Origin of the sequence: Microbacterium marinum (genome assembly GCF_014204835.1) — a bacterium.
Taxonomy (GTDB): domain Bacteria; phylum Actinomycetota; class Actinomycetes; order Actinomycetales; family Microbacteriaceae; genus Microbacterium; species Microbacterium marinum.
The window spans coordinates 2259147-2284934 of the sequence record NZ_JACHMD010000001.1; the positions used below are offsets into that span (position 1 = coordinate 2259147).

Below are 25788 nucleotides of genomic sequence, written 5' to 3' on the forward strand. Positions count from 1 at the left end.
CGACGATCGCGGTACGGGACGTCCTCGTCGACGGGGCGACGCGCCAAGGCCGGAGTCAGGTGCCCGGCGTCTGCGCCCCACCGGAGCCCTGCGCGGGCGGCGGGTACGGCGGCACGGACGACGACGTGGACGTCGGCGGCGTCGAGGTCGCGGACGGATCGGCGTCGTCCTCCTTCAGCGCCTTCATCTCACCGCGGAAGACGCGCGCGGACTGCCCGACGCTCTTGGCGAGCGCGGGAAGCTTGGCGGCGCCGAACAACAGCAGGATCACCAACAGGACGATCAGCAGGTGCCAGCCTTGCAAGCCCATGAGAAGCTCCTCGGGTTCGATGTGCCCCCAGTCTAGCCGCCGAGGTTGCGACGGGTCTCAGCGGTACTGGGCGAGCCCGGCTTCGGCCCAGGATGCAGCGGACGCACGTGCCGCCGCGGGGGCGGTGATCTCGACGTCCCCACCCAGGCGCGCGGCGACGCGCTTGATGCTCCGCTCGTCCGCGACCCGCAGCGCCGCGCTGCGATACTCCCCGCTCCCGGCCACGGAGGCGCGATCGAGGTAGTCGCCGAGCAGCGGCAGGATGTCGGCCCGGCAGCGGACCTCGACGACGGCGTCGGATTCGGCCGACGCGAACAGTCCGGGCACGGGCTCGCCGGCGTGCGCGATCGGGATGTCCGTCAGCGTCACCGAGGACACACGGTCGAGGTGGAAGGTCCGGATCGCCTCGCGAAGGTGGCACCATCCCTGCAGATACCACTGGCCGTCGGCGATGTGGACCTTCACGGGATCCACGGTGCGCGTGGTGGGCGCGGCATCCGGCGCCTGGTAGGTGAACGACACGGCGACGCCGGCTCGGATCGCGTCCGAGACGGTGGTGCGGACCTCGTCGACCGCCGAGGGCGCGACGATGACGTCGGCCGGAGCGCTGGAGGCCCCGCGGGCGAGCTTGGCGAGCAGGCCCTGCACGACACCGCTGTCGCCGACGCCCGGCAGACTCGCAGCCAGCTGGAGCCCGGCGAGGAGCGCCGCCGCCTCGCGGGCGGTGAGGCGGGGGGTGCGCTCGAGACCCACGGCGTTCGTGAGCGAGATGTGGTCCTGCTCGTCGAGGAGATCCCAGTCGATGTCGAAGAGATCGTTCGCCATCTGCCAGAAGCCGCCGTCGCCCGGCAGGCCGATGACCGTCAGCTTCTCGACCATGGCGCGCATCTGCTCGGGAGTGACCTCGAAGTCCTCCGCGGCGTCGGCGACGGACACTTCGCCCCGGCTGATCAGGTACGGCACCAATTGGAGCATGAGCGACGCACGATCGGTCGCCAGCAGCGGTCGTGCGCTCATGCGACGGCCTCCGCGTGCAGGGCGCGCGTGCGTTCGAGGCGATCGATCACCAGGTCGCGGAGATCGGTCGGCGCCACGACACGTACCTCGGGGCCATACGAGGCGAGCTCGTCCGCGAAGATGTGCGCGTCGACGTAGGGCACGTGGATGCCCTGCTCAGCGGGGATGCCGCGACGGTGCAGCCGCAGCGCGGCCTCGGTGCCGGGCTCCACCTCCAGGAGGGCCCGCTGCCGCTCGGCGACCGCGGTGAGTCCCGCGAGCGCCTTCTCCCCCGCGCCCTCCCGGAGCGCGGCGTCGAACGACGCACGGGTGACGGTCACATCGGAGCTGATGCGGGTGAGGAGGAAGGTCCGCTCGGCGCCCAGGGAGACATCGAAGCCGTACACGTGCCAGCGACCCTCGTACTCGAGGAGCGCGAGCGGCTGGATCCGGCGGCGATGAGCGGCATCCGACCCGCCCTTGATGTAGTCGAATTCCACGACGCGCGCCTGCTCGATGGCGCGCTGCAGTGGCGTGAACGACGGCTCGCGGAGACTGATCCGCGGCGCATAGCCGATGATCGGCGCGTCGACGTCGATGCCGAGCGCCCGGATCTTGCGCAGACCGCTGCGCGCGTCCGCCGACATCGAGGACTCGCCCCACACGCCGCTGGCGAGGTTGAGGACCGCGATCTCTGCGGGACTGAAATCGATGTCGACGGGCAGGGAGTACTCGGCCGTCGGGACGCGGTACCGGGCCTCGCGCAGATCGTCGGGATCGGCGAAGTCCCCGATGGTCTCGATCGGCACACCGAGCGCGCGGAGATTCTCCTTGTCGCGCTCGAACATCTTCTCGAGTGCGTCCTTCGACGCGCCGCCCGCCCCCTGCTCGCGGTACCCCGCGACGGAGGTCAGGATCGTGTCCTTCGTGAGCCCCTGCTCGGTCGCGAGCAAAGCGACCACGAGGTTGACCAGCCGTTCCTCGGGTGCGCTGCGGTGGGAGTCGCCGTTCACAGCATCATCCTAGGCGCGATCGCCCGCCGGGTGGCGGGCCGCCTCACTGTGTCGCGGGTGCGGTCTCGTCGATGCCGAGGATGTCGATGACGAACACGAGCGTCGATCCGGCGGGGATCGACGCCGACGCCTGGTCGCCGTAGCCGAGCTCCGGGGGGATCACGGCGAGCACCTGGGAGCCGACGCTCTGCCCCTCGAGAGCGTCTGCGAAGCCTTCGACGACGCCGTCGAGCGAGAAGGCGGCGGAGGCGCCCTTCTCCCATGAAGAATCGAACACCTCTCCGGTCTCCCAGAGGACACCGGTGTAGTGGACGCGCGGCGTGGAGTCGGCGGCGACGACCTCGCCGTCGCCCTTCTTGAGCGTCTTGACGATCAGGTCGTCCGGCGCTTCGGCGTCGGGCACGATGATGCCCGGCCGGCCGTCCGGATCGAGGACGACGGTGGGGATCCCGGCGCCGTCGACGTACTGAGGCGCACCGTCGGCCGCCGGGAGATAGACCTTGTCGAGATCGATGACGAAGATGGCGCTGTCGCCGTCGGAGAGCCCGAGGTTGGTCGCGGCCTGATCCGAGAGATCGTCGGGGGCGATCGCGCCGACGATGCGAGAGCCCTCGGTCGCGCACTCGAGGATGTCGGCGACGCCCTCGGCGAAGGTCGCCCACTGCGTGACCGTCTGCACGGTCGTTCCCGACGAGACGACGGCCTGGCCGGTGGTCCCGTTCAGGACGGTGGTGGTGAACTGCACGTCCTGTGCGCGTGTCGTGACGGCTTCGCCCGAGCCGACGGTCAGGTCGGTGTAGGTGGTCTCCGAGACGTGGACCGGAGCCGTCGTCGTCGCCGCCGGCTGACCCTGATCGCCCGTGACCTCGATGAGGTCGAGAGCGGAAGAACCGGTCTCGGCCCGCTCGCATCCGGCGGCGGGAGCGGATGCCGCGCATCCGACGAGAGCGAGGGCGGAGAGGCCGAGCACGGCGATGGCCGCGGGGATCTGACGCATTCGCTCAGTCTACGGTCTCGTCGGGGCGATCCCCCGCCGCCTGCCGAGCGCCGTCGGCGGCGCGCTGGGCATCGCGGACGCGCTTGCGGAGGTTCTTGTCGGTGATCTGCCGGTCGCCGACGGCTCCCGGCGTCCAGGCCTCCACATCGGCATCCGCGTAGCTGGGCTTCTTGAGCGCCCGTTTGCGGACATCGGGCGGAACGGCTCCCGGGGCGAGGCGACGCGCCGTGATCAGGAAGCCAGTGTGCGCGACCATCCGGTGGTCGGGACGCACCGCCAGACCCTCGACGTGCCAGCCGCGAACCATGGTCTCGGTCGCCTCGGGGTCCGTGAACAGACCCGTCCCGCGGATGTACTCGGCCACCCGACTCAGCTGCGTCGCCGTGGCGATGTAGCAGAGGACGACGCCGCCCGGGGTCAGGGCCTCGGCCACGACGTCGATGCACTCCCAGGGAGCGAGCATGTCGAGCACCACGCGGTCGACGGTTCCGGCGGATGCGACCTCCGGCAGACGCTCGCCGAGATCACCCACGACGACATCCCAGTTCTCGGGATCCTCGCCGAGGAACGTCTCGACGTTCGCCTCGGCCACCTGCGAGAACTCCTCGCGGCGCTCGAATGAGATGAGCCGGCCCTCGCTCCCGATCGCCCGCAGCAGCCACAGCGACAGCGCTCCCGACCCGACGCCCGCTTCCACGACCGTCGCGCCGGGGAAGATGTCGGCCGAGGCGAGGATCTGCGCGGCATCCTTCGGGTACACGATCGCCGCGCCGCGCGGCATGGACATCACGAAGTCGCGCAGGAGCGGCCTCAGGGCGAGGTACTCGTGTTCCCCGCTGTTGACGACCACCGAGCCGTCGGGCTGACCGACGATCGCCTCGTGGCGGAGCACGCCGTGGTGGGTGTGCAGTTCCCCGCCCTCACGCAGCGTGATGGTGTGCAGCCGGCCCTTGGGCCCGGTCAGCTGGACGCGATCCCCAATGCGGAACGGACCGCTCGGGCGCCGATCGGCGCTCATGCGGACACCTCCGCCCGTGCGGCGGCGAGCACATCGGCCACGTCGCCGGCGGTGCGGCCCTCCAACGTCGGCCACAGCGTGAACGCCCCGACGCCTTCCAGCGGCACCATGTTCGGGACTCCGACGGTCACGGTCCCCGCGGCGATCGCGGAGCGTGCCCCGTTGGGCGAGTCCTCGAACGCCACGGTGTCGGCCGGGTTCACACCCAGCTGCTCGCAGGCCTGGAGGTACGGGTCGGGAAAGGGCTTGGGCCGGGCGACGTCGTCGCCCCCGATGACGAGGTCGAAGGCGCGGAACTCGATCAGGTCGACCACCACCCGGGCCATCCGACTCATCGACATCGTCACGAGCGCGGTGGGGACCCCGGCCTCGCGGAGGCTCAGCAGCAGCTCGCGGGCGCCGGCGCGGAACGGGACGCCACTCTCGCGGAGCTGACGCATCACCTCGTCGGTGAGGTGCGCGACGATCTCGGGCGCAGACAGACGGACGCCCGCCGCCTGCAGCACACCGGCGGAGTCCTCCAGCCCGAGACCGACCAGCTGCATGGCCTGCTCGTGGCTCCATCGACCGCCATAGCTCTCGATGAGGGCGGTCTCGGCCGCCATCCAGTAGGGCTCGGTGTCAACGAGGGTGCCGTCCATGTCCCAGAGGACCGCAGCGGGAAGGGGCGAAGTCACCCGCCCAGCCTAAGCGAGGGACACCCACCCACCCGCCGGGGGTCGGCGTATCGTGGGGGTACCGAAAGAGAGGACGTCCGTGCAAGGACTGGGTAATCGGGTGCTCGTGATCGCTTTCGACGGGTGGAACGACGCCGGCGAGGCGGCGACGGCTGCGGCGACCCAGGTGCAGGCCGCCGGCCATTTCGAGCGCGCGTTCGCGGTGGACCCCGAGCTCTACTTCGACTACCAGTACACGCGCCCGCAGATGAAGACGGATGCCGACGGCGCGCGGCACCTGGTCTGGCCCGAGGCGACGCTGTGGCGCCCACAGGACCGCGCCGACGACGTGACGTCGCTGTGGCTGCTCACCGGACCCGAGCCCGCGCGCGCGTGGCAGTCGTTCGCCGCGGAATTCGTCGACGCGGCGCTCGGCGAGGACATCACCGGGATCGTGGCACTCGGTTCGATGATGAGCGACGTCCCGCACACCCGCCCGATCTCGGTGTTCGCGGGATCCGAGAACGACGACCTGCGCACGCTCCTGAACCTCGAGCGATCGACCTACGAGGGACCGGTCGGCATCCTCTCGGTGATCGCCCAGGCCGCCGAGCAGGCGGGCATCCCGACCGCCGCGCTGTGGGCGAGCGTTCCGCACTACGTCGCCGGGCACACCCCCTCACCCAAGGCGACGCTGGCCCTCCTCGACAAGCTCGAGGAGATCACCGGCGCCAAGATCGCGCGCGGCGAGCTGCCGGCCGACGCACTCGCCTGGGAAGCGTCGATCGATGCCGCCGCCGCTGACGACGAGGAGATGACGGAGTACATCCGTCAACTCGAGACCACGCGCGACACGTGGGACTCGCCCGAGGCTTCGGGTGACGCGATCGCGCAGGAGTTCGAAAAGTACCTCCGCCGGCGCGGAGACGGTCCGCGCGGCAAGGACGATCCCCGCCGCTGATCAGTACGCCTGGATGGCTCCGGTGCCCAGCAGGATGAACAGGACGACACCGAGCACCACGCGGTAGATCACGAACGGCAGGAAGCTGCCCTTCTTCAGATACCGCATGAGGTAGGCGATGACCGCCCAGCCGACGCCGAAAGCCACCACGGTCGCGATGGCGGTCTCGCCGAGCGTGAACACCGACTCGCCGGGTTCCCTGATCGCCTGCAGGAGCTCGTACAGTCCGCTTCCGAAGACCGCCGGCACCGCGAGGAGGAAGGCGACCTCTGCGGCCGCGGGACGGGTGTACCCCAGGGCGAGGCCCGCGGTGGTCGTGGCGCCCGACCGGGAGACGCCGGGGATGAGGGCGAGCGACTGCGCGACGCCCAGGGTGAGGCCGTGGCCGATCGTCAGATCCTTCTCGGTGCGCACGCGCCGGCCGAGGGCGTCGGCTGCGCCGAGGATGAGACCGAAGACGATGAGGACCGTCGCGACGAGCCAGAGGTTGCGGAAGGTGTCGCGGATGACGTCTTGGAAGAGGAAGCCGAGGATGCCGATCGGGATGGTGCCGATGACGACGATCCAGCCCATGCGCGCGTCGGGGTCGTTCCGCGGCACCCGCCCGGCGAGCGACTTCGCCCACGCGGCGATGATCCGCATGATGCGCCCCCAGAAGTAGACGAGGACGGCGAGCTCGGTACCGATCTGGGTGATGGCGGTGAAGGTCGCACCCGGGTCTTCGGCGGAGGGGAGGAACTCCCCCACGATCCGCAGATGGGCGCTCGAGGAGATCGGCAGGAATTCAGTCAGACCCTGGACGATGCCCAGGATGATCGCCTCGATTATCGACATGGAGGCCTCTCAGTACGTGCGGATCAGGTCGGTGAGCACACGCTGCCCGAAGACGAGGGCATCGATCGGGACGCGCTCGTCGACACCGTGGAACATGCCGGTGAAGTCGAGATCGGCGGGCAGTCGCAGCGGTGCGAACCCGAACCCGGCGATGCCGAGCTCGGCGAGGGCCTTGTTGTCAGTCCCTCCACCCATAAGGTACGGGATCACCGGCACGCCCGGATCGTGACGCGCGAGGGAGTCGACCATGGCGTCGACGAGGTCGCCGGCGAAGGGGACCTCCAATCCGATGTCGCGATGGACGACCTCGATCTCGATGTCGTCGCCGACGATGCGCTGCACCTCGGCGAGGACCTCGTCCTCGTGCCCCGGGAGGGTGCGGATGTCGATCGCGGCGGTCGCGGCATCCGGGATCACATTGTGCTTGTACCCGGCCGTGAGCCCCGTGGGGTTCGTGGTGGTCCGGAACGTGGACCGCAGGAAAGCGGATGCCGCGCCGGTCGCGTCCGCCACGACGTCCGGCTCGGCGGCGTGGGCGCCGGAGAGGTCGGCGAGGGAGGCGACGAGCTGGCGCGTGGTCGAGGTGAGCTCGATCGGCCACCCGGTCCGACCGAGCGCGGCGACGGCCTCCGCGAGCCGGGTGACGGCGTTCTCGGGGTGGTGACGGCTGCCGTGGCCCGCAAGCCCGCGGGCGTGCAGCCGGATCCAGACGAGCGCCTTCTCCCCCACCTGGAGCAGGTACGCGCGGCGATCGCCCACCGCGATCGAGTATCCGCCGACCTCGCTGATCGCCTCGGTCGCACCTGCGAACCATTCGGCCCGATCACGGACGACGAGCTGCGAGCCTTCGACGCCGCCGTTCTCCTCATCGGCGAAGAACGTCACGACGAGGTCACGTTCGGGCTGCTCCCCCGCGCGGAGGAGCTCGGCGACCGACGTCAGGATCATGGCGTCCATGTCCTTCATGTCCACCGCGCCGCGGCCCCACAGCATCCCGTCCTTCACGACGCCCTCGAACGGATCCACGCTCCAGTCCTCGGCGACCGCGGGGACGACGTCCAGGTGTCCGTGCAGGATGAGTGCGGGCTTGTCGGGGTTGCGGCCCGGAATGCGGGCGGTGACGTTCGTGCGCCGCGGGATCGGCTCGTAGAACTCCGGCGTGAGCCCGAGGGCTTCCAGATAGGCGCCGACGTACTCCGCTGCCTCGCGCTCGCCGCGGGAACGGCCTTCACCGAAGTTCGTCGTGTCGAATCGGATCAGGTCGCGCGCCACACGCGCGACCTCGGGCAGCTCGTCGATATCGGCCATGCGGACCACGCTACCCGGGCGGGGACACCCGTTCGGGACGGCACCCGGAAACGAAGAATGGGCCCCGTTTCCGGGACCCATTCTGTTCGTGCGCGAGGGGGGACTTGAACCCCCACGCCCTATTCGGGCACTAGCACCTCAAGCTAGCGCGTCTACCTATTCCGCCACCCGCGCAAGGTGGTTTCGGTTTCGCAACCGAAGATCGAGATTAGCACGCTTCCGCCGCAGCGATAAATCGGGCCGGGTCACGCGGCCGACACGCCGAACAGCAGCCCGAGAAGATAGGTCACGGCCGCAGCGCCGAAGCCGATCGCGAGCTGGCGCAGGCCGCGCCGCAGCGGCGGTGCACCCGAGAGCAGCCCCACGGTCGCACCGGTGAGCAGGAGCGCGAGGCCGACGAGGGCCAGGGCGAGCGCGACGGCGGCGAGCCCCGAGAGTCCGAAGATCCAGGGCAGCACCGGAATCACGGCCCCGGAGGCGAAGAAGGCGAAGCTGGATGCCGCGGCGCCGAAGGCCGACCCCACGGACTCGAGGTCTGCGGGGGGCTCCGCGGCGCGGCGGTAGGGCACGGCGCGGTCACTGGCCTGCGCGGCCGCGATGACCTTGCGCGCCCGGGCCAGCGATCCCGCCTCGTCGAGTCCTCGGGCGCGGTAGACGAGCGCGAGCTCGTTCGCGTCCAGGTCGAGGTCGGGCAGGACGTGGTCGGTGTCGTTGTTCGGGTGGGTCGCTTCGATCAGTTCGCGCTGCGATCGCACGGAGACGAATTCGCCGGCGGCCATCGACAGCGCTCCGGCGAGGAGCCCCGCGACGCCGCTGAAGAGGACGAACTGCGGCGCGACGCCCGTCGCGCCGATGCCCATGACGAGGGCGAGGTTGGAGACGAGGCCGTCGTTGGCGCCGAACACCGCAGCCCGGAACGTGCCCGAGAGACGGAGGCGTCCCCGTGCGGCGAGTCCGCGGACGACCTCACCGTGGATCTTCTCGTCGGCGCGCATCGCGGGCGTGGCGTGCGGGTCATCGTCGTAGGGCGAACGGTTCTCCGCATTCTGGGCGAGGGCGAGGACGAAGATCGAGCCGAATCTGCGGGCCATCAGGGCGAGGAGCCGGGTGCGGACGGAGGCGGCCGGGAGGCGGGGCGGCTCACCGCCGAGGAGTTCCAGCCAGTGCGCCTCGTGGCGCCCTTCTGCCTCGGCGAGAGCGACGAGGATCTCGCGCTCCTCGCCCGTCTTCCGCGTGGCGAGCTCACGGTAAACGCGAGCCTCGGCCCGCTCATCGACCAGGTACTGCGCCCATCGACGACGATCTTTCGGGCTGGCGGGAAGGGACGCCGTCGGGGTGTGCGCGCTCATGTCCCTTCCACGCTAGCCAGCGGCATCCCACGGAACCGCGCCCGGAACCGAACTGTCAGCATTTCGGATCGCCGAACCGCGCCCGGCCCCGAGCCGTCCGAAGCCGTCGTCAGGAGTGGACGCGGCGGCGGAGGACATCGATGCGCGCCTGCAGCTGGGCGACCGTCGCGCGGGCGACCTCGGGCCCGCCGCAGACCCGACGGAGCTCGGCGTGCACCGAGCCGTGGGGTTCGCCGCTCTGCCGCGCGTACAGGCCCACGAGGCTGTTCAGCAGCTGCCGCTGCTCGCGCAGGGTTCGGTGGAGGGCGGGCGGGAGCGTCGCCTCGACCTCGTTCGCGGGGAGCCCGGTCTTCTGCTCCTGCGCCTCCCGCGCGTGGCGGTGGCGGGTCTGCCGGGACTGGCGCTGCATGAGGAGCTCGTGGACGTGCTCGGGCTCGAGCAGACCCGGGATTCCGAGGAACTCCTCCTCCTCGAGCGTTCCGGGAACGGCCAGCTGGCCGAACTCCTTGCCGTCGTAGAGGACCCGGTCGAAGTGCGCCACCGACCCGAGCGCCTGGTAGCTGAACTCCTCCGTCAGCGCATCGGAGGCCTTGTCCTCCCGCTCCGCCTCCGCCAGGAGGTCGTCCTCGAGCGAGTCCTCCCCGTCGCTCTCGCGATCGAGGGCGTGGTCGCGCTCGCGCTCCATCTCGTTCGCGAGCGCGAGCAGCTGCGGGACGTTCGGAAGGAACACGGATGCCGCTTCGCCTCGGCGCCGGGCCCGAACGAAGCGGCCGATGGCCTGCGCGAAGAACAGCGGCGTCGAGGCGCTCGTCGCGTACACGCCGATCGCCAGTCGCGGGACGTCGACGCCCTCCGACACCATCCGGACGGCCACCATCCAGCGGGTGGTCGACTGCGCGAAGGTCTCGATCCGACCCGACGCCGCCTTGTCGTCCGAGAGCACGACGGTCGCCGCCTCGCCGGTGATGTCCCGCAGAATCGCCGCGTACGCCCGTGCCGCCGTCTGGTCGGTCGCGATGATGAGCCCGCCGGCGTCGGGCACGTCCTGGCGGACCTCGCTGAGCCGACGGTCGGCGGAGCGCAGGACGGCGGGAATCCAGTCACCCTGCGGATCGAGCGCGGTGCGCCAGGCCTGCGAGTTGATGTCCTTCGTGTTGTCCTGCCCGAGGTGGGCTTCGTACTCGTCCCCCGCCTTGGTGCGCCAGCGCATCTGGCCCGCGTACACGTGGAAGAGGACGGGACGGACAACGCCGTCGGCGAGCGCGCGCCCGTAGCCGTAGTTGTAATCCGTCCGCGAGATGCGGATGCCCTTGCTGTTCGGGTGGTACTCGACGAACGGGATCGGCGCCGTGTCACTGCGGAACGGCGTGCCCGACAGCAGCAGGCGTCGCGTCGCCCGCCCATACGCCTCCCGCAGCGCGTCGCCCCAGCTGAGCGCGTCGCCACCGTGATGAACCTCATCGAGGATCACCAGGGCGCGGGAGTCCAGCACGAGACGCTCGTGCACCGACGCCTTCACCGCCACCTGCGCGTAGGTGACCGCGACGCCGTGATAGTGCCGGGCCGGCGCGTAGTGCTTGTTGCTGAAGCGGGGGTCGAGGCGGATGGAGACGCGCGCCGCGGCATCCGCCCACTGCGTCTTCAGGTGCTCGGTCGGAGCGACGACGATGATCCGGTCGATGACCCCGCGTCGCATGAGCTCGCTCGCGAGACGGAGCGCGAAGGTCGTCTTGCCTGCACCCGGGGTCGCCGCGGCCAGGAAGTCGCGCGGCCCCCGCCCCACGCCCTCAGGCCCGTCCGCGTCGAAGTACTGCTCGAGCGCCTCGGCCTGCCAGGCGCGGAGGTTCTGCGCGGTTCCCCACGGGGCGCGCTGCGGGAAGGCCGGGGAGAGGTGCTCGGCGGCGAAGCTGCCGAAGTGTCCGCCGTCGGCGGGTTCGGACACCTCCGCTTCTCCGGCTCGCTCGTTCCCCGTCACGTCGATCCACGATAGATGCTCCCACCGACAGGTAGCCTCGAAGCGGAGGTCTCATGCGAAACAACGAGCCGGCGACCGACGAGAACCGCACCCCGTACGTCCCGAATGCGACGGCCCACCCGTGGCGACGCATGGTGTCCCTCGGAGATTCGTTCACGGAGGGCATCGGCGATCCCGAGCCCTCCCTCCCCGGCGGCCACCGCGGGTGGGCCGACCGTGTCGCCGAAGTCCTCTCCGCGCAGGTGGACGACTTCGCGTACGCGAACCTCGCCGTCCGCGGCCGCCTGATCGGGCAGATCGTCGACGGGCAGGTCGAACCCGCGCTCGCGCTCAAGCCCGACCTGGTGACCTTCTCCGCCGGTGGAAACGACGTCATCCGCCCGGGCGGTGACCCCGACGCGGTGGCCGAGCTGTTCGAGGATGCCGTCGCGCGGCTGTCCTCGCAGGGCGCCACCGTCGTCGTGTTCACCGGCATCGACACCGCCTTCACCCCGGTCTTCCGCGGCATCCGCGGCCGGGTCGCGATCTACAACGAGAACATCCGGGCGATCGCGGACCGGTACGACTGCATCGTGGCCGACCAGTGGGCGCTCAAAGAGGTCCAGGACATGCGGTTCTTCGACGACGACCGCCTCCACATGAACGCGCTCGGACACCACGAGGTCGCCCGCATGGTCCTGCGGGCGCTGAACGTGCCGAACGACCTGCAGGCCATGCAGCCCGACCCGCTGCCGTCGACGACGTGGCGTGCGGCGCGCGGCAACGACCTGATCTGGGCGCGGGAGTACCTGGTGCCCTGGGTCCTGCGCCGCCTCCGCCACCAGTCGTCGGGAGACACGATCACCGCGAAGCGGCCTGAAGCGCTGCCGGTGATGTACCGACGCCCGGAGCCCTCTGACGCCGACTGACCGGACCGCTCCCGGTCAGCGCAGCGCCCACAGGGCGACCGCGGAGGCCGCGGCCACGTTGAGGGAGTCGACGCCGCCCGCCATCGGGATCGTGACGACGGTGTCCGCGGTGGCGAGCGCGCGGCGGGACAGACCGTCGCCCTCTGACCCGAGGACCACGGCCACGCGGTCGGGTCGACGAGCGGCGAACCGGTCGAGCGGGACAGCATCCTCCGTCAGCGCGAGAGCGGCCACATGCAGCCCGGCGGAGCGGAGGATCGGCGCGACCGAATCCCACTCCGGCATCCTCGTCCACGGCACCTGGAAGACGGTCCCCATGCTCACGCGCACGCTCCTGCGGTACAGCGGGTCGGCGCAGCGCGGCGAGACGAGGACCGCGTCGACACCCAACCCCGCCGCGGCCCGGAAGGCGGCACCCACATTCGTGTGATCGCCGACATCCTCCAGGATCATGACCAGCCGCGCCCGGGCGACGAGATCGGCCACCGCGGGCAGATCGGGACGGTGCATCGCGGCGAGGGCGCCCCGGTGCACCGCGTATCCCGTGACCTCCTCGGCCACGGCATCCGGCACCACGTACACCGGCGCAGAACCCGCCAGCGACTCGGCATCCGCCAGCCACTTCTCCTGCACCAGGAGCGAACGCGGGCGGTGTCCGGCAGCTACCGCCCGGGCGATCACCTTCGCGGACTCGGCGATGTAGAGCCCGCCAGCGGGTTCGGCCACCCGGCGCAGGGCCGTGTCGGTCAATCCGCGGTAATCGGCCAGGCGCGGGTCGGCAGGATCGTCGATCCGCTCGATGGTCATGGTGCCCATGGTGTCACGCACCGTCGGCGGCCCGCGCCGGCAGACGGCGTAGGCTCGAACCTGCAGTCGGGAGGTGGCGTGGGCACGCTGTGGGATGAGGACGCGGAGACCGCGGAGGCCGTTCGGACGGCCATCGACGTGTTGCGCGGACACCGGATCGCGGTGCTCACCGGGGCCGGCGTCTCCACCGACTCGGGCATCCCCGACTACCGCGGCAAGGGCGCTCCCGTCCGCACCCCCATGACCGCTCAGCAGTTCCTCACCGACGACGCCTCCCGTCGGCGGTACTGGGTGGGCAGCCACCTGGGGTGGAAGGCATTCTCGGCATCCTCCCCCAACGCCGGCCACCGGGCGCTCGCCGCGCTCGAGCGCGCCGGCGCGGCATCCGGTGTCATCACCCAGAACGTGGACGGTCTCCACGTCCGCGCCGGAAGCCACCGGGTCGTCGAACTCCACGGCACGATGCGGCGGGTGAGCTGCCTGCACTGCGGCCAGGTCTTCGATCGTCGCGACCTCGCGATCCGTGTCGAACAAGACAACCCGTGGATCACGGTCCCGGAGAACGTCGAGCTCGGCCCCGACGGCGACGTCCTCCCCCACGTCGGAGACGACTTCGTCGTCCCGGTGTGCTCGGTGTGCGGCGGCGTCCTCAAGCCCGACGTCGTGTTCTTCGGCGAGTTCATCCCCGCCGAGAAGTTCCGCGAGGCGGAGCAGCTCGTGCACAGCAGCACCGCCCTGCTGATCGCCGGCTCGTCCCTGGTCGTCAACTCGGGGATCCGTCTGCTCGAACGAGCCCGCCGGCGACGGATGCCCGTCGTCATCGTCAACCGCGGCCAGACACGAGGAGACTCCCGGGCAACCGTCAAAGTCGACGCGGGCACCTCGGAGGTCCTGACCGAACTCGCCCGCGAGCTGACCGCCGCGGACGGCATGGCCCCTTCGGCACCGTAGGCTCGAACGGTGACGACCCTCACCCTCGTGCGCCACGGCGAGACCGACTGGAACCTGAACCGCCGCATCCAGGGGTCGACGGACATCCCGCTCAACGCCACCGGACGCGCGCAGGCACGGGAAGTCGGCCTCGCGCTCGCCGAGCAGCGCGACCCGACCGTGCCGCTCATCCTCGCGTCAAGCGACCTCTCCCGCGCGCGCGAGACCGCCGAGATCATCGCCGACGTCCTCGGCATCGAGGTGCTGCGCAGCTACGCCACCCTCCGCGAACGCTCCTACGGCGAAGCCGAGGGCATGACCGACACCGAGTTCCTCGCGCGATGGGGCTCCTGGCACACCGCGGAGATCCCCGGCGCCGAGGAATGGCCGGACGTCACCTCACGCGCCATCGACGCGATGCGTCAGGTCATCCGTGACGCCCGCGCGGCGACCGCGCCCCGCGCACCCGAAATCGTCGTCGTCGCGCACGGCGCGCTCATCCGCGCGGTGCTGCGTCATGCCACAGCCGGACTCCACCCCGAGGACGGCATACGCCTCGCCAACGGCTCGCGCCACACGTTCCTCGTCGAGCGGGAGCGGCTCCGACTGCTCGCGTCGCCGGGCGTCCCCGCCTGAGCGGGCGCCCGACGACGCGGCGCCTCACGCCACGCCCAGCGCCCGGGCGATGACGAGCAGCTGAACCTCGGTGGTGCCCTCCCCGACCTCGAGGATCTTCGAGTCGCGGTAGTGGCGTGCCACCGGGTACTCGTTCATGAAGCCGTTCCCGCCGAAGATCTGCGTCGCGTCGCGGGCGTTGTCCATCGCAGCATCGCTCGCGGTGACCTTGGCGATCGCGGCCTCGACCTTGAACGGGCGGCCCGCGTCACGCAGCCGCGCCGCATGGAGCCAGGCGAGTCGCGCCACGTGGACGCGCTGCTGCATGCGGGCCAGCATGAACTGGATGCTCTGACGCGTTCCGAGGCGCTCGCCGAACACCACCCGGCTCTGCGCGTAGTCGACGGCCGCCTCCAAGCATCCCTCCGCCGCGCCGGTCGCAAGGGCCGCGATCGCGACCCTCCCCTCGTCGAGGATGTGCAGGAACCCCGCGAATCCCCGGCCGCGCTCTCCCAGCAGGTTCGCCTCCGGCACCCGGGCGCCCTCGAAGGTGAGCGGGTGGGTGTCGCTGGCATGCCAGCCCACCTTGTCGTAGGCGGGTCCGACGGAGAATCCGGGGGTGCCCGTGGGGACGATGATCGTCGACACCTCCCGGCGACCATCGGCACGCTCTCCCGTCACCGCGGTCACCGTCACGAATCGGGTGATCGGGGTCCCCGAGTTCGTGATGAATTGCTTGGCGCCGTCGATCACCCACTCGCCGCCGTCCAGTCGAGCGGTGGTGCGGGTCGCCCCGGCATCCGATCCCGCCTCCGGCTCGGTCAGGCCGAACCCGGCGAGCGCGCGGCCGGCCAGCAGGTCGGGCAGGAGTTCCGACCGCTGCACGTCGGTGCCGAACCGGAACACCGGCATGGCACCGAGGCTCACCCCTGCCTCGAGCGTGATGGCGATCGACTGGTCGACTCTCGCGAGGGCCTCGATCGCCAGTCCGAGAGCCACGTAGTCGCCGCCCTGCCCGCCGACCTCCTCGGGGAACGGGAGTCCGAACAGCCCCATCTCCCCCATCTGCGCGACCACGTCCATCGGGAGCGTCTTGGTGCGATCGGCCTCATACGAGACCGGTGCGACGACATCGTCCGCGAAGGAGCGCACAAGACCGGCGAGCTCGTACTGCTCCTCGGAGAGTCCGTAACCGGAGAGATCCATCTTCATGCCAGCACCATCGCCCGTCCCGGCTCGCGGAGGATGTCCCCCACGTCTGTGAGGAACCTCGCCGCCTCGGCACCGTCGACGAGCCGGTGATCGAACGAGAGGCTGAGCGTCAGCACGTCGCGCAGCGCGATGCCGCCCTCGAACTCCCAGGGCTGGCGGCGGACCGCGCCGAGCCCCAGGATCCCCGCCTCGCCGGGCACGAGGATCGGCGTCCCGGCATCCACTCCGAAGACCCCGAAGTTCGTGATCGAGAAGGTGCCGCCGCTGAGGTCCGCGGGCGTCGCCCGTCCCGCACGCGCGGTCGCGGCGAGCTCGCCGATTGCGCCTGCCAACTCGAGCAGCGACATCCTGTCGGCGTCCTTCACCGAGGGGACCACGAGACCGCGGTCGGTCGCCGCCGCGATGCCCAGGTTCACGTAGCGCCGACGCACGATCTCACCGGCGGCCTCGTCCCACGTGGCGTTGAGGTCGGGGGTGCGCCTGAGCGCCACGCAGACGGCCTTCGCCGCGACCGCCAGGATCCCCACGCGGTGGTCGGCATACCGTCGATCGGCACGCAGTCCCTCCACCAGACGCACGGATGCCGTGACGTCCAGGGTCAGGAACGTCGACGCGTGCGGTGCGGTGAACGCCGACCGCACCATCGCGTCGGCGGTGTGCTTGCGGACGCCGCGGATGGGGATGCGTTCCTCGCGCTCCGTGGCGGAGCGGTCGGACGGCCGATCGATGCCCACCGGAACGGTCGGCGCCGTCGCTGTCCGGCCCGCGTAGGCCTCGACGTCCTCACGGGTGATGATCCCGGACGCACCCGATGCCTCGACGAGGGCGAGCTCGACGCCGAGATCCTTCGCGAGCTTCCGCACCGGCGGCGTGGAGCGAGGACGCTCCCGCATCTCCCGCTCGGGCGGCGCCGCGACGATCGCGTCGTGAGGCGCGGCCTCCCGGACCGCGTCGTCGGCGGATCCGCCGGCCGACGCCCCGCGCACCCGACGCTTCGGGCGGCCGGCTGCCCGCGGCTCGGCTCCGTAGCCGACGAGGTTCGGCTCGCGCGTCTCGGCCGGAGCGGGCACGTCGTCCTCCTCGGGCGCGGGTGCCTCGGCGCCGGCCACATCGAAGGAGATGAGCACCTCGCCGACGGCGACGACATCGCCCGCGTCGTGTCGGAGGGCGGCGACGGTCCCCGCGAACGGAGAGGGTAGCTCGACGATGGCCTTGGCGGTCTCGACTTCGGCGATCGTCTGGTTGAGCGTCACCTGGTCGCCCTGCGCCACGTGCCACTGCACGATCTCGGCCTCGGGAAGACCTTCCCCGAGGTCGGGGAGACGGAAGTCGGTGATCATGCGGACACCTCCGAGAGGCTGTTCGGCCGGCCCATGACCCGGTCGACGGCGTCGAGGATCCGGTCGAGGTCGGGCAGGTGGTACCGCTCGAGCTTCGCCGGCGGGTACGGGATGTCCATGCCGGTGACCCGCACGGGCGGCGCCTCGAGGTAGTGGAAGCACTTCTCGGTGACGCTCGCGATGATCTCCGCGGCCACACCCCCTTCGCGCGACGCCTCGTGCGTGACGACGACGCGACCCGTGCGCCGGACGGATGCCGTGACGGCGGCGTAGTCCACCGGTGAGATCGACCGCAGGTCGATGACCTCCAGCGAGATCCCCTCATCCTCTGCGGCGAGCGCCGCGTCGAGAGCCGTGGTCACGTGCGACCCGTACGTGAGGACGGTGACGTCGGAGCCCTCGCGAACGACTCTGGCGAGGCCCAGGGGCGCCGCGTCGGCGATGTCGGCATCGACATCGACCTCCCCCTTCGCGTGATAGAGCCGCTTCGGTTCGAGGAAGATGACCGGGTCATCGCACGCGATGGCCTGCCGCAACATCGTGTAGGCGTCCTGAGGATTCGACACTGCGACGACCCGGAGCCCCGCGGTGTGCACGAAGTACGCCTCGGGCGACTCCGAGTGGTGCTCGGCGGCGCCGACCCCGCCCGCCCATGGGATGCGGATCGTCAGCGGCATGGTGACCCGCCCCTGCGTCCGGTAGTGGAGCTTGGCGACCTGACTGACGATCTGATCGAACGCCGGGTAGACGAATCCGTCGAACTGGATCTCGACCACGGGACGGAACCCGCGGAACGCGAGCCCGACGGCGGTGCCCACGATCCCGGACTCCGCCAGAGGGGTGTCCACGACGCGACGGGGGCCGAATTCCGCTTGGAGGCCATCGGTGATGCGGAAGACGCCGCCGAGCTTTCCGATGTCCTCACCCATGACGAGGACCTTGTCGTCGTCGGCGAGCGCGCGCCGCATCCCCGCGTTCAGCGCCTTGCCGAGCGTCAGCTGGGTCATGCCGCACCGCCTTCCGCGCCGAAGCCGTCGAGGTAGGCCATGAAGGCCGCCCGCTGCTCTTCGATGCCGGTGTGCGGCTCCGCGTAGACGTTCTCGAACAGCCGCTGCGGGGGCGGGGGCGTCGCCTCGACGACCGCGGCCCGCATCGCTGCGGTGAATCGGTCGGCGTCGGCCTGGACGGAGTCACGGAACGCGTCGTCGAACGCTCCCATGCGGCGGAGGTAGGCCTCCACGCGGGCGAGCGGGTCACGCGCGCGCCAGTAGTCCACTTCGGCGGGATCGCGGTAGCGGGTGGGGTCGTCGGAGGTGGTGTGGGGACCGATGCGGTAGGTGACCGCCTCGATGAACGCCGGTCCGAGTCCGCTGCGTGCATGGTCCGCCGCCCAGCGCATCGCCGCGACGCACGCGAGCACGTCGTTGCCGTCGATGCGCATGCTGGGGATGCCGAAGCCGGGCGCCCGTCCGGCGATCGGGTACTGGGCTTGGAGACCCACCGGCTCCGAGATGGCCCACTGGTTGTTGGAGCACACGAAGACGACGGGGCTCTCGAAGGATGCCGCGAACACCATCGCCTCGTTCACGTCGCCCTGACTCGTCGCCCCGTCGCCGAAGTAGGCGACCGCGACCTGGTCGCCCCCGTCGCGCTGGATGCCCATGGCGTATCCGACGGCGTGGAGGCTCTGCGCGCCGATGATGATCTGGGGGTTGGCGACGTGGGCGACGGAGGGGTCCCACGAGGAGTGCTTCGCCCCGTGCCACACCATCACGAAGTCCGCGGGCTCGATGCCGCGGACGAGCTCGATGCCGACCTCACGGTAGGTCGGGAACAGGAAGTCGTCGTCGTGGCAGGCCCAGGTGGTGCCCACCTGGACGGCCTCCTGCCCGTGTGCGGGTGCCCAGAGGCCGAGGTGTCCCTGGCGTTGCAGGGCGACGCCTTCGGCATCCAGTCGGCGCGTCATCGCCATGTCGCGGTACAGCTCGCGGAGCATCGCGGCGTCGACGTCGGCGATCCACGGATCGAGCCGTTCGTCGGCGACACGGGAGCCGGTGTGATCGAGCAGCCGGGCGACGTCGTCGGTGTCGGTCGACCGCGCGGCGGCCGGGGTCAGAGTGTCGGTCATCATCGTCCCTCTCTGATCGCGGTCGCCCCTCTCGTGAAGGGGTGACCGGCGCAGAACACCGGCATCGTCGCCGGATGCCGCGAGACTATGCCGACATTGCACCTCGCTCAAGCATCCGAGATCGAATTGAGCATCATGCGCAGGATGCCGCGATGGGGTTTGCTATGGTTTCGCACTATGAGCGCCCTCGACCACGTCGATCTCGAGCTGCTGAACGCGCTCGCCGACGACCACCGCGCCACCGTCGTCGCCCTCAGCGAGCGGCTCGGGCTGTCGCGCAACACCGTCCAGGCTCGGATGGCCAAGCTCGAGCGTTCGGGGGTCTTCCTCTCGTTCGAGCGCGCGATGTCACCGGCCGCGCTGGGCTACACGATCGACGCGGTCCTGCAGGTGCAGGTGAAGCAGGCCGATCTCCCGCGGATCACCGCCGAGCTCGAGCAGATCCCCGAGGTGGTGCAGTGTCACGGGCTGAGCGGTCCGATCGACCTGCTCGTGCGTGTCGCCGCGCGGGACACGCAGCACCTGTTCGATGTCGACGCCCGCATCCTCGCGATCGAGGGGGTCGAGCGCACCGAGACGTCCCTCGCCATGGGCGAGGTCATCGGATACCGGGTCCGACCTCTCCTGGCAGCGGCTCGACGGGAGCACTGACTGCCGCCGCGGCGCGGGCGTCGAGACGGACGAGCACCACGCCGACGAGGATGAGCGCTCCCCCCGCGAACTGTATCGGGGCGGGAGTCTCGGCCAGCAGGATCCACGCGAACATGAGGGCGAACAGCACCTCGGACAAGCCCACGAATGACGCGACACGCGACCCGATCAGCGGCACCGCCATGACGCCGAACGAGTATCCGATCGCCGTGCACACGCCGACCAGGAGGAGCGCCGCGATCGCGGGGAGCGGGACGCCGGCCACGGGGACGGTGAGCAGCGGCGCAGTGAAGGGCAGGACACCCACGAGGGCCAGCACGCCGATCGCGGCGGCGCCGACGAACAGACCGCCGGAGGCGAGGGCCAGCGGGGGCAGGTCCGGCCCCGTCCGCTCGCTCATGACGAAGTAGAAGCACACGCACACGGCGGCCAGCAGGGCGAACACGGTGCCGAGCGGATCGAACCGCGCCCCCGCGATGTCGACGACGAGGACGAGGCCGGCGATCGCGACCACGGAGCCTGCGATCACCGCGCGCGAAGGAGCGGTGCGGGTGCGGAGCCAGACGAACAGCACGAGCATCACCGGCGCGAGGTACTGGATCAGGAGCGCGACGGCGACCGGCATCCGCTGCATGGCGGAGAAGTAGAGCAGCTGGCAGCCGGCCACGGGGATGAGACCGAAGGCGACCAGCGAGAGCCAGTGGGTGCGGAGGAACCGGCGCTGCCGCAGCAGCGTGCGGATGAGCGCCGGAGACACGACCAGCCCCGCGACCGCCATCCGCACGAAGAGGACCGCCGCGAGCGACCACCCGTTCTCGAGAAGCGGCTTGGCGATCGGCCCGCTGACGGAGAAGGCCAGCGCACTCAGGACGGCGATCAGCAGGCCTCGGGCCTGGACCACGGTGGTCGCGGGGCGGGTGCTCGTGGTGCGAGCGAGGGTGCGAGGCGCCGTGTGCGTCACCGGGCTGCTCCGATTGTCAGGAGTGATGTGTGCTTACACTGGTGACAGTAGCGTTTCCCTTCGTCAGGAGTCAACATCATGTTCATCCGTGACACGGAGTTGTCCCTCCGCGCGGCGACCGCGCTCGTCAACTCGCTCCCCGAGACCGATGCCGACGGGCTCGATCGACTCGCCACCCAGGACGATCTGGCTGCGTTCCTCCGCGAGTTCCCCTACAGCGGCACGATCCGGCGCGACGACGTCGAGCTGTCAGAGCTGCGCGCAGCGCGCACCCGTCTGCGCATGCTGTGGGCGGGCGATCGCGAGGCTGCCGTCCCGATCGTGAACGCCATGCTCCGCGAGGGGAAGGCACTCCCCCAGCTCACGATCCACGACGGGTACGACTGGCACATCCACGCCACCGATGACCAGGCGCCGCTGGCGACACGCATCACCGTCGAGGTGGCGATGGCCTTCGTCGACGTCATCCGGTCGGACCATTTCGACCGCGTGCGCGAATGCGACGCCGACGATTGCTCCGCCGTCTACATCGACTACTCGAAGAACGGCTCGAAGCGGTACTGCGACACCGGCAACTGCGGCAACCGCATGAACGTCAACGCGTATCGGCGCCGGAAGGCCGAAGAAAGCGCCTGATGGCGGATGCCGCCTCACGCGGCGTCTCGTAGTGGATGAGGTGCCCGACGCGCGGGATCACCTCGAGCTCCGCATCCGGGAATCGATCGCGCAGGGTGACCTGCGCGGACAGCGGCGTGATGTCGTCCTTCTCCGCCGCGACGAGGAGCGTCGGCTGAGCGATCGCGGACGCCGCCTCGCGCACGTCGTGCGACACGGACGTGACGAACGCGTCGCGGAGGGTGTCGCGGTCGGCGAAGCGCGAGAAGTAGGTGTCGTGCTGATCGTGGACGAAGCGCCGGATCGCGGCATCCTTCGTCTTGACCATCGCGAGACTCATGACCCGCACGATGAGCGGATTGCGCAGGAGCGCCTCCCCGATGCGGGTGGGCAGCTTCGCGCCGGCGTCGTAGTAGAACACGGCGAGGCGGGTGAGGATGCCGCGGGGCCCTTCGAGGGCCGGCGCGCCGATGGGGTTGATGAGGATCAGCTTCGGAGTCGCCAGTCCGCGGGCGACCGCCGCGGAGGCGACGATCGATCCGAACGAGTGGCCGAGCACCACGGCGCCCGGGGCCACGGCGGCGACGAACTCCGTCAGCCACTGCGCGTAGGCGTCGAGGTCGTGGCGACGGCCGGGCAGCGGTGCCGTTTCGCCGAACCCGGGGAGGTCCGGTGAGATGACCCGGAACCCCGGGAGCTGCGCGACGACCGGCTCGAGTCCGTGATGCTCGCCACGGAAGCCGTGCACCGCGACGATCGTGGTCTCGGCGTCGGCCTCGCCGTACACCCAGTACGCGGTCGTGGATCCCGCGAGCTCGACCTCGTGCCGATGCACCGGGATCTGCGCGAGGTCGGCGGCGTACGGATTCACGGCGGTCACCCGTCGAGTCTACGAGGGCGGCGCGCCGCGACCGCGATGTCGGAGCGTCATCGTAGCGTCGGAGCATGACCGGCTGGCAGGCGATTCCGCTCTGGGATGACGACGTGTTCGGCGACCTGCCCGCACCGGTGGCTGAGACGGCCGTGGCGGTCGTCGTCGAAGAGTCCGTGGCCGTCCCGCTGCTCCCCGCGCCGGGCGGCCTGATCGGCGTCTTCGACCTCGAGACGACCGGCGTGGACGTCCGTGAGGACCGGATCGTCACCGCGCACGTCGGTGTGCTCGACGCGACCGGCACGGTGGTTCAAGCGACGAGCTGGATGGCCGATCCGGGGGTCGAGATCCCCGAGGGCGCAAGCGCCATCCACGGCATCAGCACGGAGCGCGCACGGGCTGAGGGCCGGCCGGCGGGCGAGGTCGTCGCAGAGGTCACCGACGCCCTGCGCGCGCTCTTCGACGCCGGCATCCCGGTCGTCGCGTACAACGCCTCCTTCGATTTCTCGATGCTCCGCTACGAGGGCATCCGCCATGCCGTCCCGACGATCGATGCCCCCGCGCCGGTCGTCGACCCCCTCGTCGTCGACAAGACCTTCGACCGGTACCGTCGCGGCAAGCGCACCCTCGAGGTGGTCGCCGCGCACTACGCCGTGGTGCTGGAAGGCGCACACGACGCGGCAGCCGATGCGGTCGCCGCGGGCCGAGTCGCACAGGCGATCGCGGCACGATTCGCCCTGGACCTGACCGCGCCCGAGCTGCACACGCAGCAGATCGGCTGGGCCCGAGCGCAGGCCGAGAGCCTGACCGAGTACTTCATCTCCATCGGCCGCCTCGACCCCGCAGACGCACTCGACGGCAGCTGGCCGATCCGCTGATCGGCACCGGGCGGATCCGCCCGGAAACGACGAAAGCCCCGCCGGAGCGGGGCTTTCGAGGACGGCTGCTTACTTGCTGCCGAAGTTCTTGAAGCGCTGGTTGAACTTCTCGACGCGACCGGCCGAGTCCATGATGCGCTGCTTGCCCGTGTAGAACGGGTGCGAAGCCGACGAGATCTCGACGTCGATGACCGGGTAGGTCTCGCCGTCCAGCTCGATCGTCTTGTCGCTGGTGACCGTCGAACGGGTCAGGAAGGTCTCGCCGGAGCCGAGGTCGCGGAACACGACCGCCTTGTACTCGGGGTGGATGTCAGTCTTCATTGGGTTCCTCACGAAATGCCCTGGATTTTGCCAGAGGCGGGTGGAAGTCTGCGGCGCGAGTGCGCCAAGGAGCGATTCTATCAGGATGCCGCGCGTGCGGCGAACCGGCCATCCTCGGCGGTCAACGTGATCGGCATCCCGAAGGTTTCGGTCAGGGTCTCCGCCGTGAGCGCCTCGGCGATCGGCCCCTGCGCGACGACGCGCCCCTCGCGCAGGAGGAGGACGTGCGTGAAGCCGACGGGGATCTCCTCGACGTGGTGGGTGACCATGATCATGGCGGGTGTCGTCTCTTCGCGGGCGTAGCCGCCCAGCAGACCGAGCAGCTCTTCGCGCGCGCCGAGGTCAAGGCTCGCGGTCGGCTCGTCCAGGAGCAGGAGCTCCGGGTCGGTCATGACGGCGCGGGCGATCTGCACGCGCTTCTGCTCACCGTCCGAAAGGGTCCCGAAGGTCCGGTCGGCGAGGTCGCCGAGGCCCCACTCCCCCAGCACCCGCCGCGCGCGACGCTCGTCGATCGCCTCGTAGTCCTCGCGCCAGCGCCCCGTCACGGCGTAGGCAGCGGTCAGGACGACGTCGATGACGGTCTCGTCCTGGGGAACGCGCTTGGCCATGGCCGACGACGCGAATCCGATGCGGGGCCGCAGCTCGAACACATCGGTGCGTCCGAGTCGTTCGTCGAGAACGGTGACCTCGCCGGAGGTCGGGTGGATGAACGTCGCCGCGAGCTGCAGGATCGTCGTCTTCCCGGCGCCGTTGGGTCCGAGGACGACCCACCGCTGGTCGGAGCCGACCGTCCAGTCGATCCCGTCGACGATGTTGCGGGCGTTGCGGCGGACGACGACGTCGGCGAGTTCGAGGACCTCAGGCATGCCTCCCAGCCTATCGGCCGGAGTCGGCGACCTCCCGGTACAGCGCCGCCGTGGCGTCGGCGATCGCCTCCCAGCTGAACGCCGTCGCTGCGCGCTCGCGGCCGGCCCGGCCATACGCGTGCGCCCGCTCCGGGTCGGAGACGACCTCGGTCAGCGTGGCCGCGAGGTCGGCCACGAAGCGATCGGGGTCGAGCGGCGTGCCGGTGCCGTCCTGAGCCTGCTCGATGGGCACCAGGCGGCCCGTCTCGCCGTCGACGACGACCTCGGGGATGCCGCCGGTGGCCGTGCCGACGACCGCTGCGCCGCACGCCATGGCCTCGAGGTTGACGATGCCCAGCGGTTCGTACACCGACGGGCAGACGAACGTCGTGGCGGCGGTGAGGATCGCGCACAGGTCGGGACGCGGGAGGAACTCCTCGATCCACACCACGCCGTCGCGCGTTCGCTGCAGGTCGCGGACGAGTCCCTGCACCTCCGCCATGATCTCGGGCGTGTCCGGTGCCCCCGCACACAGGACGAGCTGCACCTCGGGGGGCAGCTGCTCGGCGGCCCGGAGGAAGTACGGGAGCCCCTTCTGCCGTGTGATGCGACCGACGAAGACGACGGAGGGACGCGCGCTGTCGATCCCGAGTCGTTCGAGGAGAGCGGCATCCTCTCGCGGGTGCCAGGCGTCGACGTCGATGCCGTTGTAGATGACGCGGACCTTCTGCGGGTCGAGATCGGGGTAGCTGCGGAGGATGTCGCGACGCATGCCGTCACTGACGGCGACGATGGCCGCCGCCTGGTCGTACGCGGTCTTCTCGATGTGACTCGACACCGCGTACCCACCGCCGAGCTGCTCGGCCTTCCAGGGCCGCAGCGGCTCGAGCGAGTGGGCCGTGACCACGTGCGGGATGCCGTGGAGCATGGAAGCGAGCATCCCGGCGAAGTTGGCGTACCAGGTGTGACTGTGGACCACGTCCGCCCCGGCGATGTCCCCGACGATCTCGAGGTCGGTGCCGAGGGTCTGCACCGCGGGGTTCGCCGCGGCGAGCCCCGGCGGCACGGCGTAGGAGGTCGTGTCCGCTTCGTCGCGTCCGCCGCCGAACGCGCGCACCTGCACCTCGATGCGCGAGCGGAGCGAACGCACCAGCTCGGTGACGTGGACACCCGCTCCGCCGTAGATCTCGGGCGGGTACTCCTTCGTGACGATGTCGACGCGCATGGACCGAACTCTAGGGCACACGAAACACGTGACATAGTCCTGGCCGCCCGGTCGCAAACAGCCA

General features: G+C 70.5%; 27 protein-coding genes and 1 tRNA gene. 7 read left to right on the top strand and 21 right to left on the bottom strand.

Going from position 1 to position 25788, the window contains the following annotated elements:
- Positions 1 to 55: 55 nt before the first annotated feature.
- From tatA to BKA24_RS11145, 6 genes are read right to left on the bottom strand one after another with little or no spacing between them, the layout of a single operon-like run.
- Complete coding sequence (gene tatA, locus BKA24_RS11120; RefSeq protein WP_184218039.1) at positions 56 to 310, bottom strand: twin-arginine translocase TatA/TatE family subunit; 255 nt, start codon at positions 308 to 310, stop codon at positions 56 to 58.
- 57 nt (positions 311 to 367) lie between these two features.
- A complete protein-coding gene (locus tag BKA24_RS11125; RefSeq protein WP_184218041.1) occupies positions 368 to 1327 on the bottom strand; it encodes a helix-turn-helix transcriptional regulator in 960 nt (319 codons plus the stop codon).
- Positions 1324 to 2319, bottom strand: coding sequence for a WYL domain-containing protein (locus tag BKA24_RS11130; RefSeq protein WP_184218043.1), 996 nt, complete (start codon positions 2317 to 2319; stop codon positions 1324 to 1326). Before BKA24_RS11130 ends, BKA24_RS11125 begins: the two co-directional genes overlap by 4 nt.
- A 43-nt stretch (positions 2320 to 2362) precedes the next feature.
- Positions 2363 to 3316, bottom strand: coding sequence for an FKBP-type peptidyl-prolyl cis-trans isomerase (locus BKA24_RS11135; RefSeq protein WP_184218045.1), 954 nt, complete (start codon positions 3314 to 3316; stop codon positions 2363 to 2365).
- Positions 3317 to 3320: 4 nt separating this feature from the next.
- The gene (locus BKA24_RS11140; protein WP_184218047.1) at positions 3321 to 4334 is read right to left on the bottom strand and encodes a tRNA (adenine-N1)-methyltransferase; all 1014 of its coding nucleotides are present in this window, start codon (positions 4332 to 4334) and stop codon (positions 3321 to 3323) included.
- Positions 4331 to 5011 (bottom strand): HAD-IA family hydrolase, encoded by a 681-nt coding sequence (locus BKA24_RS11145; protein ID WP_184218049.1) that lies wholly within the window; start codon positions 5009 to 5011, stop codon positions 4331 to 4333. Before BKA24_RS11145 ends, BKA24_RS11140 begins: the two co-directional genes overlap by 4 nt.
- Positions 5012 to 5090: 79 nt before the next feature.
- On the opposite strand from BKA24_RS11145, the gene BKA24_RS11150 reads away from it, so the two are divergent.
- Positions 5091 to 5951: a PAC2 family protein gene (locus tag BKA24_RS11150; RefSeq protein WP_184218051.1), complete on the top strand. Its 861-nt coding sequence runs from the start codon at positions 5091 to 5093 to the stop codon at positions 5949 to 5951.
- Here the strand turns inward: BKA24_RS11150 and BKA24_RS11155 are convergent, their stop codons facing one another.
- The 5 genes from BKA24_RS11155 to BKA24_RS11175 form a co-directional block, all read right to left on the bottom strand.
- Positions 5952 to 6785 carry an undecaprenyl-diphosphate phosphatase gene (locus BKA24_RS11155; protein ID WP_184218053.1) on the bottom strand — a complete coding sequence of 278 codons (834 nt, stop codon included), beginning with the start codon at positions 6783 to 6785 and terminating at the stop codon, positions 5952 to 5954.
- Positions 6786 to 6794: 9 nt separating this feature from the next.
- Complete coding sequence (locus BKA24_RS11160) at positions 6795 to 8093, bottom strand: M20/M25/M40 family metallo-hydrolase (protein WP_184218055.1); 1299 nt, start codon at positions 8091 to 8093, stop codon at positions 6795 to 6797.
- 89 nt (positions 8094 to 8182) lie between these two features.
- Positions 8183 to 8267: transfer RNA gene (locus BKA24_RS11165), tRNA-Leu, on the bottom strand.
- A gap of 71 nt (positions 8268 to 8338) precedes the next feature.
- On the bottom strand, positions 8339 to 9442 hold the full coding sequence (locus BKA24_RS11170) for a VIT1/CCC1 transporter family protein (protein ID WP_184218057.1): 1104 nt from the start codon (positions 9440 to 9442) through the stop codon (positions 8339 to 8341).
- A gap of 109 nt (positions 9443 to 9551) precedes the next feature.
- Entirely contained in the window at positions 9552 to 11384 is a 1833-nt protein-coding gene (locus BKA24_RS11175; RefSeq protein WP_184218059.1) for a DEAD/DEAH box helicase family protein, read from the bottom strand.
- An 86-nt stretch (positions 11385 to 11470) separates the two neighbouring features.
- Between BKA24_RS11175 and BKA24_RS11180 the strand changes: the two genes are divergently transcribed.
- Positions 11471 to 12325, top strand: a complete 855-nt coding sequence (locus tag BKA24_RS11180; RefSeq protein WP_184218061.1) for an SGNH/GDSL hydrolase family protein — start codon at positions 11471 to 11473, stop codon at positions 12323 to 12325.
- Positions 12326 to 12340: 15 nt separating this feature from the next.
- On the opposite strand, the gene BKA24_RS11185 is transcribed toward BKA24_RS11180, so the two are convergent.
- A complete protein-coding gene (locus BKA24_RS11185) occupies positions 12341 to 13132 on the bottom strand; it encodes a TrmH family RNA methyltransferase (RefSeq protein WP_184218063.1) in 792 nt (263 codons plus the stop codon).
- Positions 13133 to 13210: 78 nt separating this feature from the next.
- On the opposite strand from BKA24_RS11185, the gene BKA24_RS11190 reads away from it, so the two are divergent.
- Positions 13211 to 14083 (top strand): Sir2 family NAD-dependent protein deacetylase, encoded by an 873-nt coding sequence (locus tag BKA24_RS11190; protein ID WP_184218065.1) that lies wholly within the window; start codon positions 13211 to 13213, stop codon positions 14081 to 14083.
- 9 nt (positions 14084 to 14092) lie between these two features.
- A complete protein-coding gene (locus BKA24_RS11195; protein ID WP_184218067.1) occupies positions 14093 to 14698 on the top strand; it encodes a histidine phosphatase family protein in 606 nt (201 codons plus the stop codon).
- 24 nt (positions 14699 to 14722) lie between these two features.
- Here the strand turns inward: BKA24_RS11195 and BKA24_RS11200 are convergent, their stop codons facing one another.
- The 4 genes from BKA24_RS11200 to pdhA are packed head-to-tail and all read right to left on the bottom strand — an operon-like array spanning position 14723 to position 19357.
- The gene (locus tag BKA24_RS11200; protein WP_184220715.1) at positions 14723 to 15883 is read right to left on the bottom strand and encodes an acyl-CoA dehydrogenase family protein; all 1161 of its coding nucleotides are present in this window, start codon (positions 15881 to 15883) and stop codon (positions 14723 to 14725) included.
- Positions 15884 to 15885: 2 nt separating this feature from the next.
- Positions 15886 to 17229 (bottom strand): dihydrolipoamide acetyltransferase family protein, encoded by a 1344-nt coding sequence (locus tag BKA24_RS11205; RefSeq protein ID WP_184218069.1) that lies wholly within the window; start codon positions 17227 to 17229, stop codon positions 15886 to 15888.
- Positions 17226 to 18236, bottom strand: a complete 1011-nt coding sequence (locus tag BKA24_RS11210) for an alpha-ketoacid dehydrogenase subunit beta (protein ID WP_184218071.1) — start codon at positions 18234 to 18236, stop codon at positions 17226 to 17228. The genes BKA24_RS11205 and BKA24_RS11210 overlap by 4 nt, the downstream gene beginning before the upstream one ends.
- Positions 18233 to 19357 carry a pyruvate dehydrogenase (acetyl-transferring) E1 component subunit alpha gene (pdhA, locus tag BKA24_RS11215; protein ID WP_184218073.1) on the bottom strand — a complete coding sequence of 375 codons (1125 nt, stop codon included), beginning with the start codon at positions 19355 to 19357 and terminating at the stop codon, positions 18233 to 18235. Before pdhA ends, BKA24_RS11210 begins: the two co-directional genes overlap by 4 nt.
- A gap of 177 nt (positions 19358 to 19534) precedes the next feature.
- Between pdhA and BKA24_RS11220 the strand changes: the two genes are divergently transcribed.
- Positions 19535 to 20008, top strand: a complete 474-nt coding sequence (locus BKA24_RS11220) for an Lrp/AsnC family transcriptional regulator (RefSeq protein WP_184218075.1) — start codon at positions 19535 to 19537, stop codon at positions 20006 to 20008.
- Here BKA24_RS11220 and BKA24_RS11225 read toward each other — a convergent pair.
- Positions 19956 to 20969 carry an EamA family transporter gene (locus tag BKA24_RS11225; RefSeq protein WP_343066099.1) on the bottom strand — a complete coding sequence of 338 codons (1014 nt, stop codon included), beginning with the start codon at positions 20967 to 20969 and terminating at the stop codon, positions 19956 to 19958. The genes BKA24_RS11220 and BKA24_RS11225 overlap by 53 nt on opposite strands.
- A 75-nt stretch (positions 20970 to 21044) precedes the next feature.
- Here BKA24_RS11225 and BKA24_RS11230 point away from each other — a divergent pair, with 75 nt between their 5' ends.
- The gene (locus tag BKA24_RS11230; RefSeq protein ID WP_184220721.1) at positions 21045 to 21605 is read left to right on the top strand and encodes a CGNR zinc finger domain-containing protein; all 561 of its coding nucleotides are present in this window, start codon (positions 21045 to 21047) and stop codon (positions 21603 to 21605) included.
- Here the strand turns inward: BKA24_RS11230 and BKA24_RS11235 are convergent.
- Complete coding sequence (locus BKA24_RS11235) at positions 21565 to 22464, bottom strand: alpha/beta fold hydrolase (RefSeq protein WP_184218077.1); 900 nt, start codon at positions 22462 to 22464, stop codon at positions 21565 to 21567. The two genes, BKA24_RS11230 and BKA24_RS11235, sit on opposite strands and share 41 nt — an antisense overlap.
- A 65-nt stretch (positions 22465 to 22529) precedes the next feature.
- Here BKA24_RS11235 and BKA24_RS11240 point away from each other — a divergent pair, with 65 nt between their 5' ends.
- Positions 22530 to 23333, top strand: coding sequence for an exonuclease domain-containing protein (locus BKA24_RS11240; RefSeq protein WP_184218079.1), 804 nt, complete (start codon positions 22530 to 22532; stop codon positions 23331 to 23333).
- A gap of 69 nt (positions 23334 to 23402) precedes the next feature.
- Here the strand turns inward: BKA24_RS11240 and BKA24_RS11245 are convergent, their stop codons facing one another.
- From BKA24_RS11245 to glgA, 3 genes are all read right to left on the bottom strand, one after another.
- Complete coding sequence (locus BKA24_RS11245) at positions 23403 to 23654, bottom strand: type B 50S ribosomal protein L31 (RefSeq protein WP_184218081.1); 252 nt, start codon at positions 23652 to 23654, stop codon at positions 23403 to 23405.
- Between the two features lie 80 nt (positions 23655 to 23734).
- Positions 23735 to 24520: an ABC transporter ATP-binding protein gene (locus tag BKA24_RS11250; RefSeq protein WP_184218083.1), complete on the bottom strand. Its 786-nt coding sequence runs from the start codon at positions 24518 to 24520 to the stop codon at positions 23735 to 23737.
- Positions 24521 to 24530: 10 nt separating this feature from the next.
- Complete coding sequence (glgA, locus tag BKA24_RS11255; RefSeq protein ID WP_184218085.1) at positions 24531 to 25724, bottom strand: glycogen synthase; 1194 nt, start codon at positions 25722 to 25724, stop codon at positions 24531 to 24533.
- Positions 25725 to 25788: the final 64 nt, after the last annotated feature.

What these genes read in the sequence shown, in the direction of transcription:
- tatA (WP_184218039.1), bottom strand. Translation starts at nt 310, where the DNA reads ATGGGCTTGCAAGGCTGGCACCTGCTGATCGTCCTGTTGGTGATCCTG.
- BKA24_RS11125 (WP_184218041.1), bottom strand. Translation starts at nt 1,327, where the DNA reads ATGAGCGCACGACCGCTGCTGGCGACCGATCGTGCGTCGCTCATGCTC.
- BKA24_RS11135 (WP_184218045.1), bottom strand. Translation starts at nt 3,316, where the DNA reads ATGCGTCAGATCCCCGCGGCCATCGCCGTGCTCGGCCTCTCCGCCCTC.
- BKA24_RS11140 (WP_184218047.1), bottom strand. Translation starts at nt 4,334, where the DNA reads ATGAGCGCCGATCGGCGCCCGAGCGGTCCGTTCCGCATTGGGGATCGC.
- BKA24_RS11155 (WP_184218053.1), bottom strand. Translation starts at nt 6,785, where the DNA reads ATGTCGATAATCGAGGCGATCATCCTGGGCATCGTCCAGGGTCTGACT.
- BKA24_RS11160 (WP_184218055.1), bottom strand. Translation starts at nt 8,093, where the DNA reads ATGGCCGATATCGACGAGCTGCCCGAGGTCGCGCGTGTGGCGCGCGAC.
- BKA24_RS11170 (WP_184218057.1), bottom strand. Translation starts at nt 9,442, where the DNA reads ATGAGCGCGCACACCCCGACGGCGTCCCTTCCCGCCAGCCCGAAAGAT.
- BKA24_RS11180 (WP_184218061.1), top strand. Translation starts at nt 11,471, where the DNA reads ATGCGAAACAACGAGCCGGCGACCGACGAGAACCGCACCCCGTACGTC.
- BKA24_RS11185 (WP_184218063.1), bottom strand. Translation starts at nt 13,132, where the DNA reads ATGACCATCGAGCGGATCGACGATCCTGCCGACCCGCGCCTGGCCGAT.
- BKA24_RS11200 (WP_184220715.1), bottom strand. Translation starts at nt 15,883, where the DNA reads ATGGATCTCTCCGGTTACGGACTCTCCGAGGAGCAGTACGAGCTCGCC.
- BKA24_RS11205 (WP_184218069.1), bottom strand. Translation starts at nt 17,229, where the DNA reads ATGATCACCGACTTCCGTCTCCCCGACCTCGGGGAAGGTCTTCCCGAG.
- BKA24_RS11210 (WP_184218071.1), bottom strand. Translation starts at nt 18,236, where the DNA reads ATGACCCAGCTGACGCTCGGCAAGGCGCTGAACGCGGGGATGCGGCGC.
- pdhA (WP_184218073.1), bottom strand. Translation starts at nt 19,357, where the DNA reads ATGACCGACACTCTGACCCCGGCCGCCGCGCGGTCGACCGACACCGAC.
- BKA24_RS11220 (WP_184218075.1), top strand. Translation starts at nt 19,535, where the DNA reads ATGAGCGCCCTCGACCACGTCGATCTCGAGCTGCTGAACGCGCTCGCC.
- BKA24_RS11240 (WP_184218079.1), top strand. Translation starts at nt 22,530, where the DNA reads ATGACCGGCTGGCAGGCGATTCCGCTCTGGGATGACGACGTGTTCGGC.
- BKA24_RS11245 (WP_184218081.1), bottom strand. Translation starts at nt 23,654, where the DNA reads ATGAAGACTGACATCCACCCCGAGTACAAGGCGGTCGTGTTCCGCGAC.
- BKA24_RS11250 (WP_184218083.1), bottom strand. Translation starts at nt 24,520, where the DNA reads ATGCCTGAGGTCCTCGAACTCGCCGACGTCGTCGTCCGCCGCAACGCC.
- glgA (WP_184218085.1), bottom strand. Translation starts at nt 25,724, where the DNA reads ATGCGCGTCGACATCGTCACGAAGGAGTACCCGCCCGAGATCTACGGC.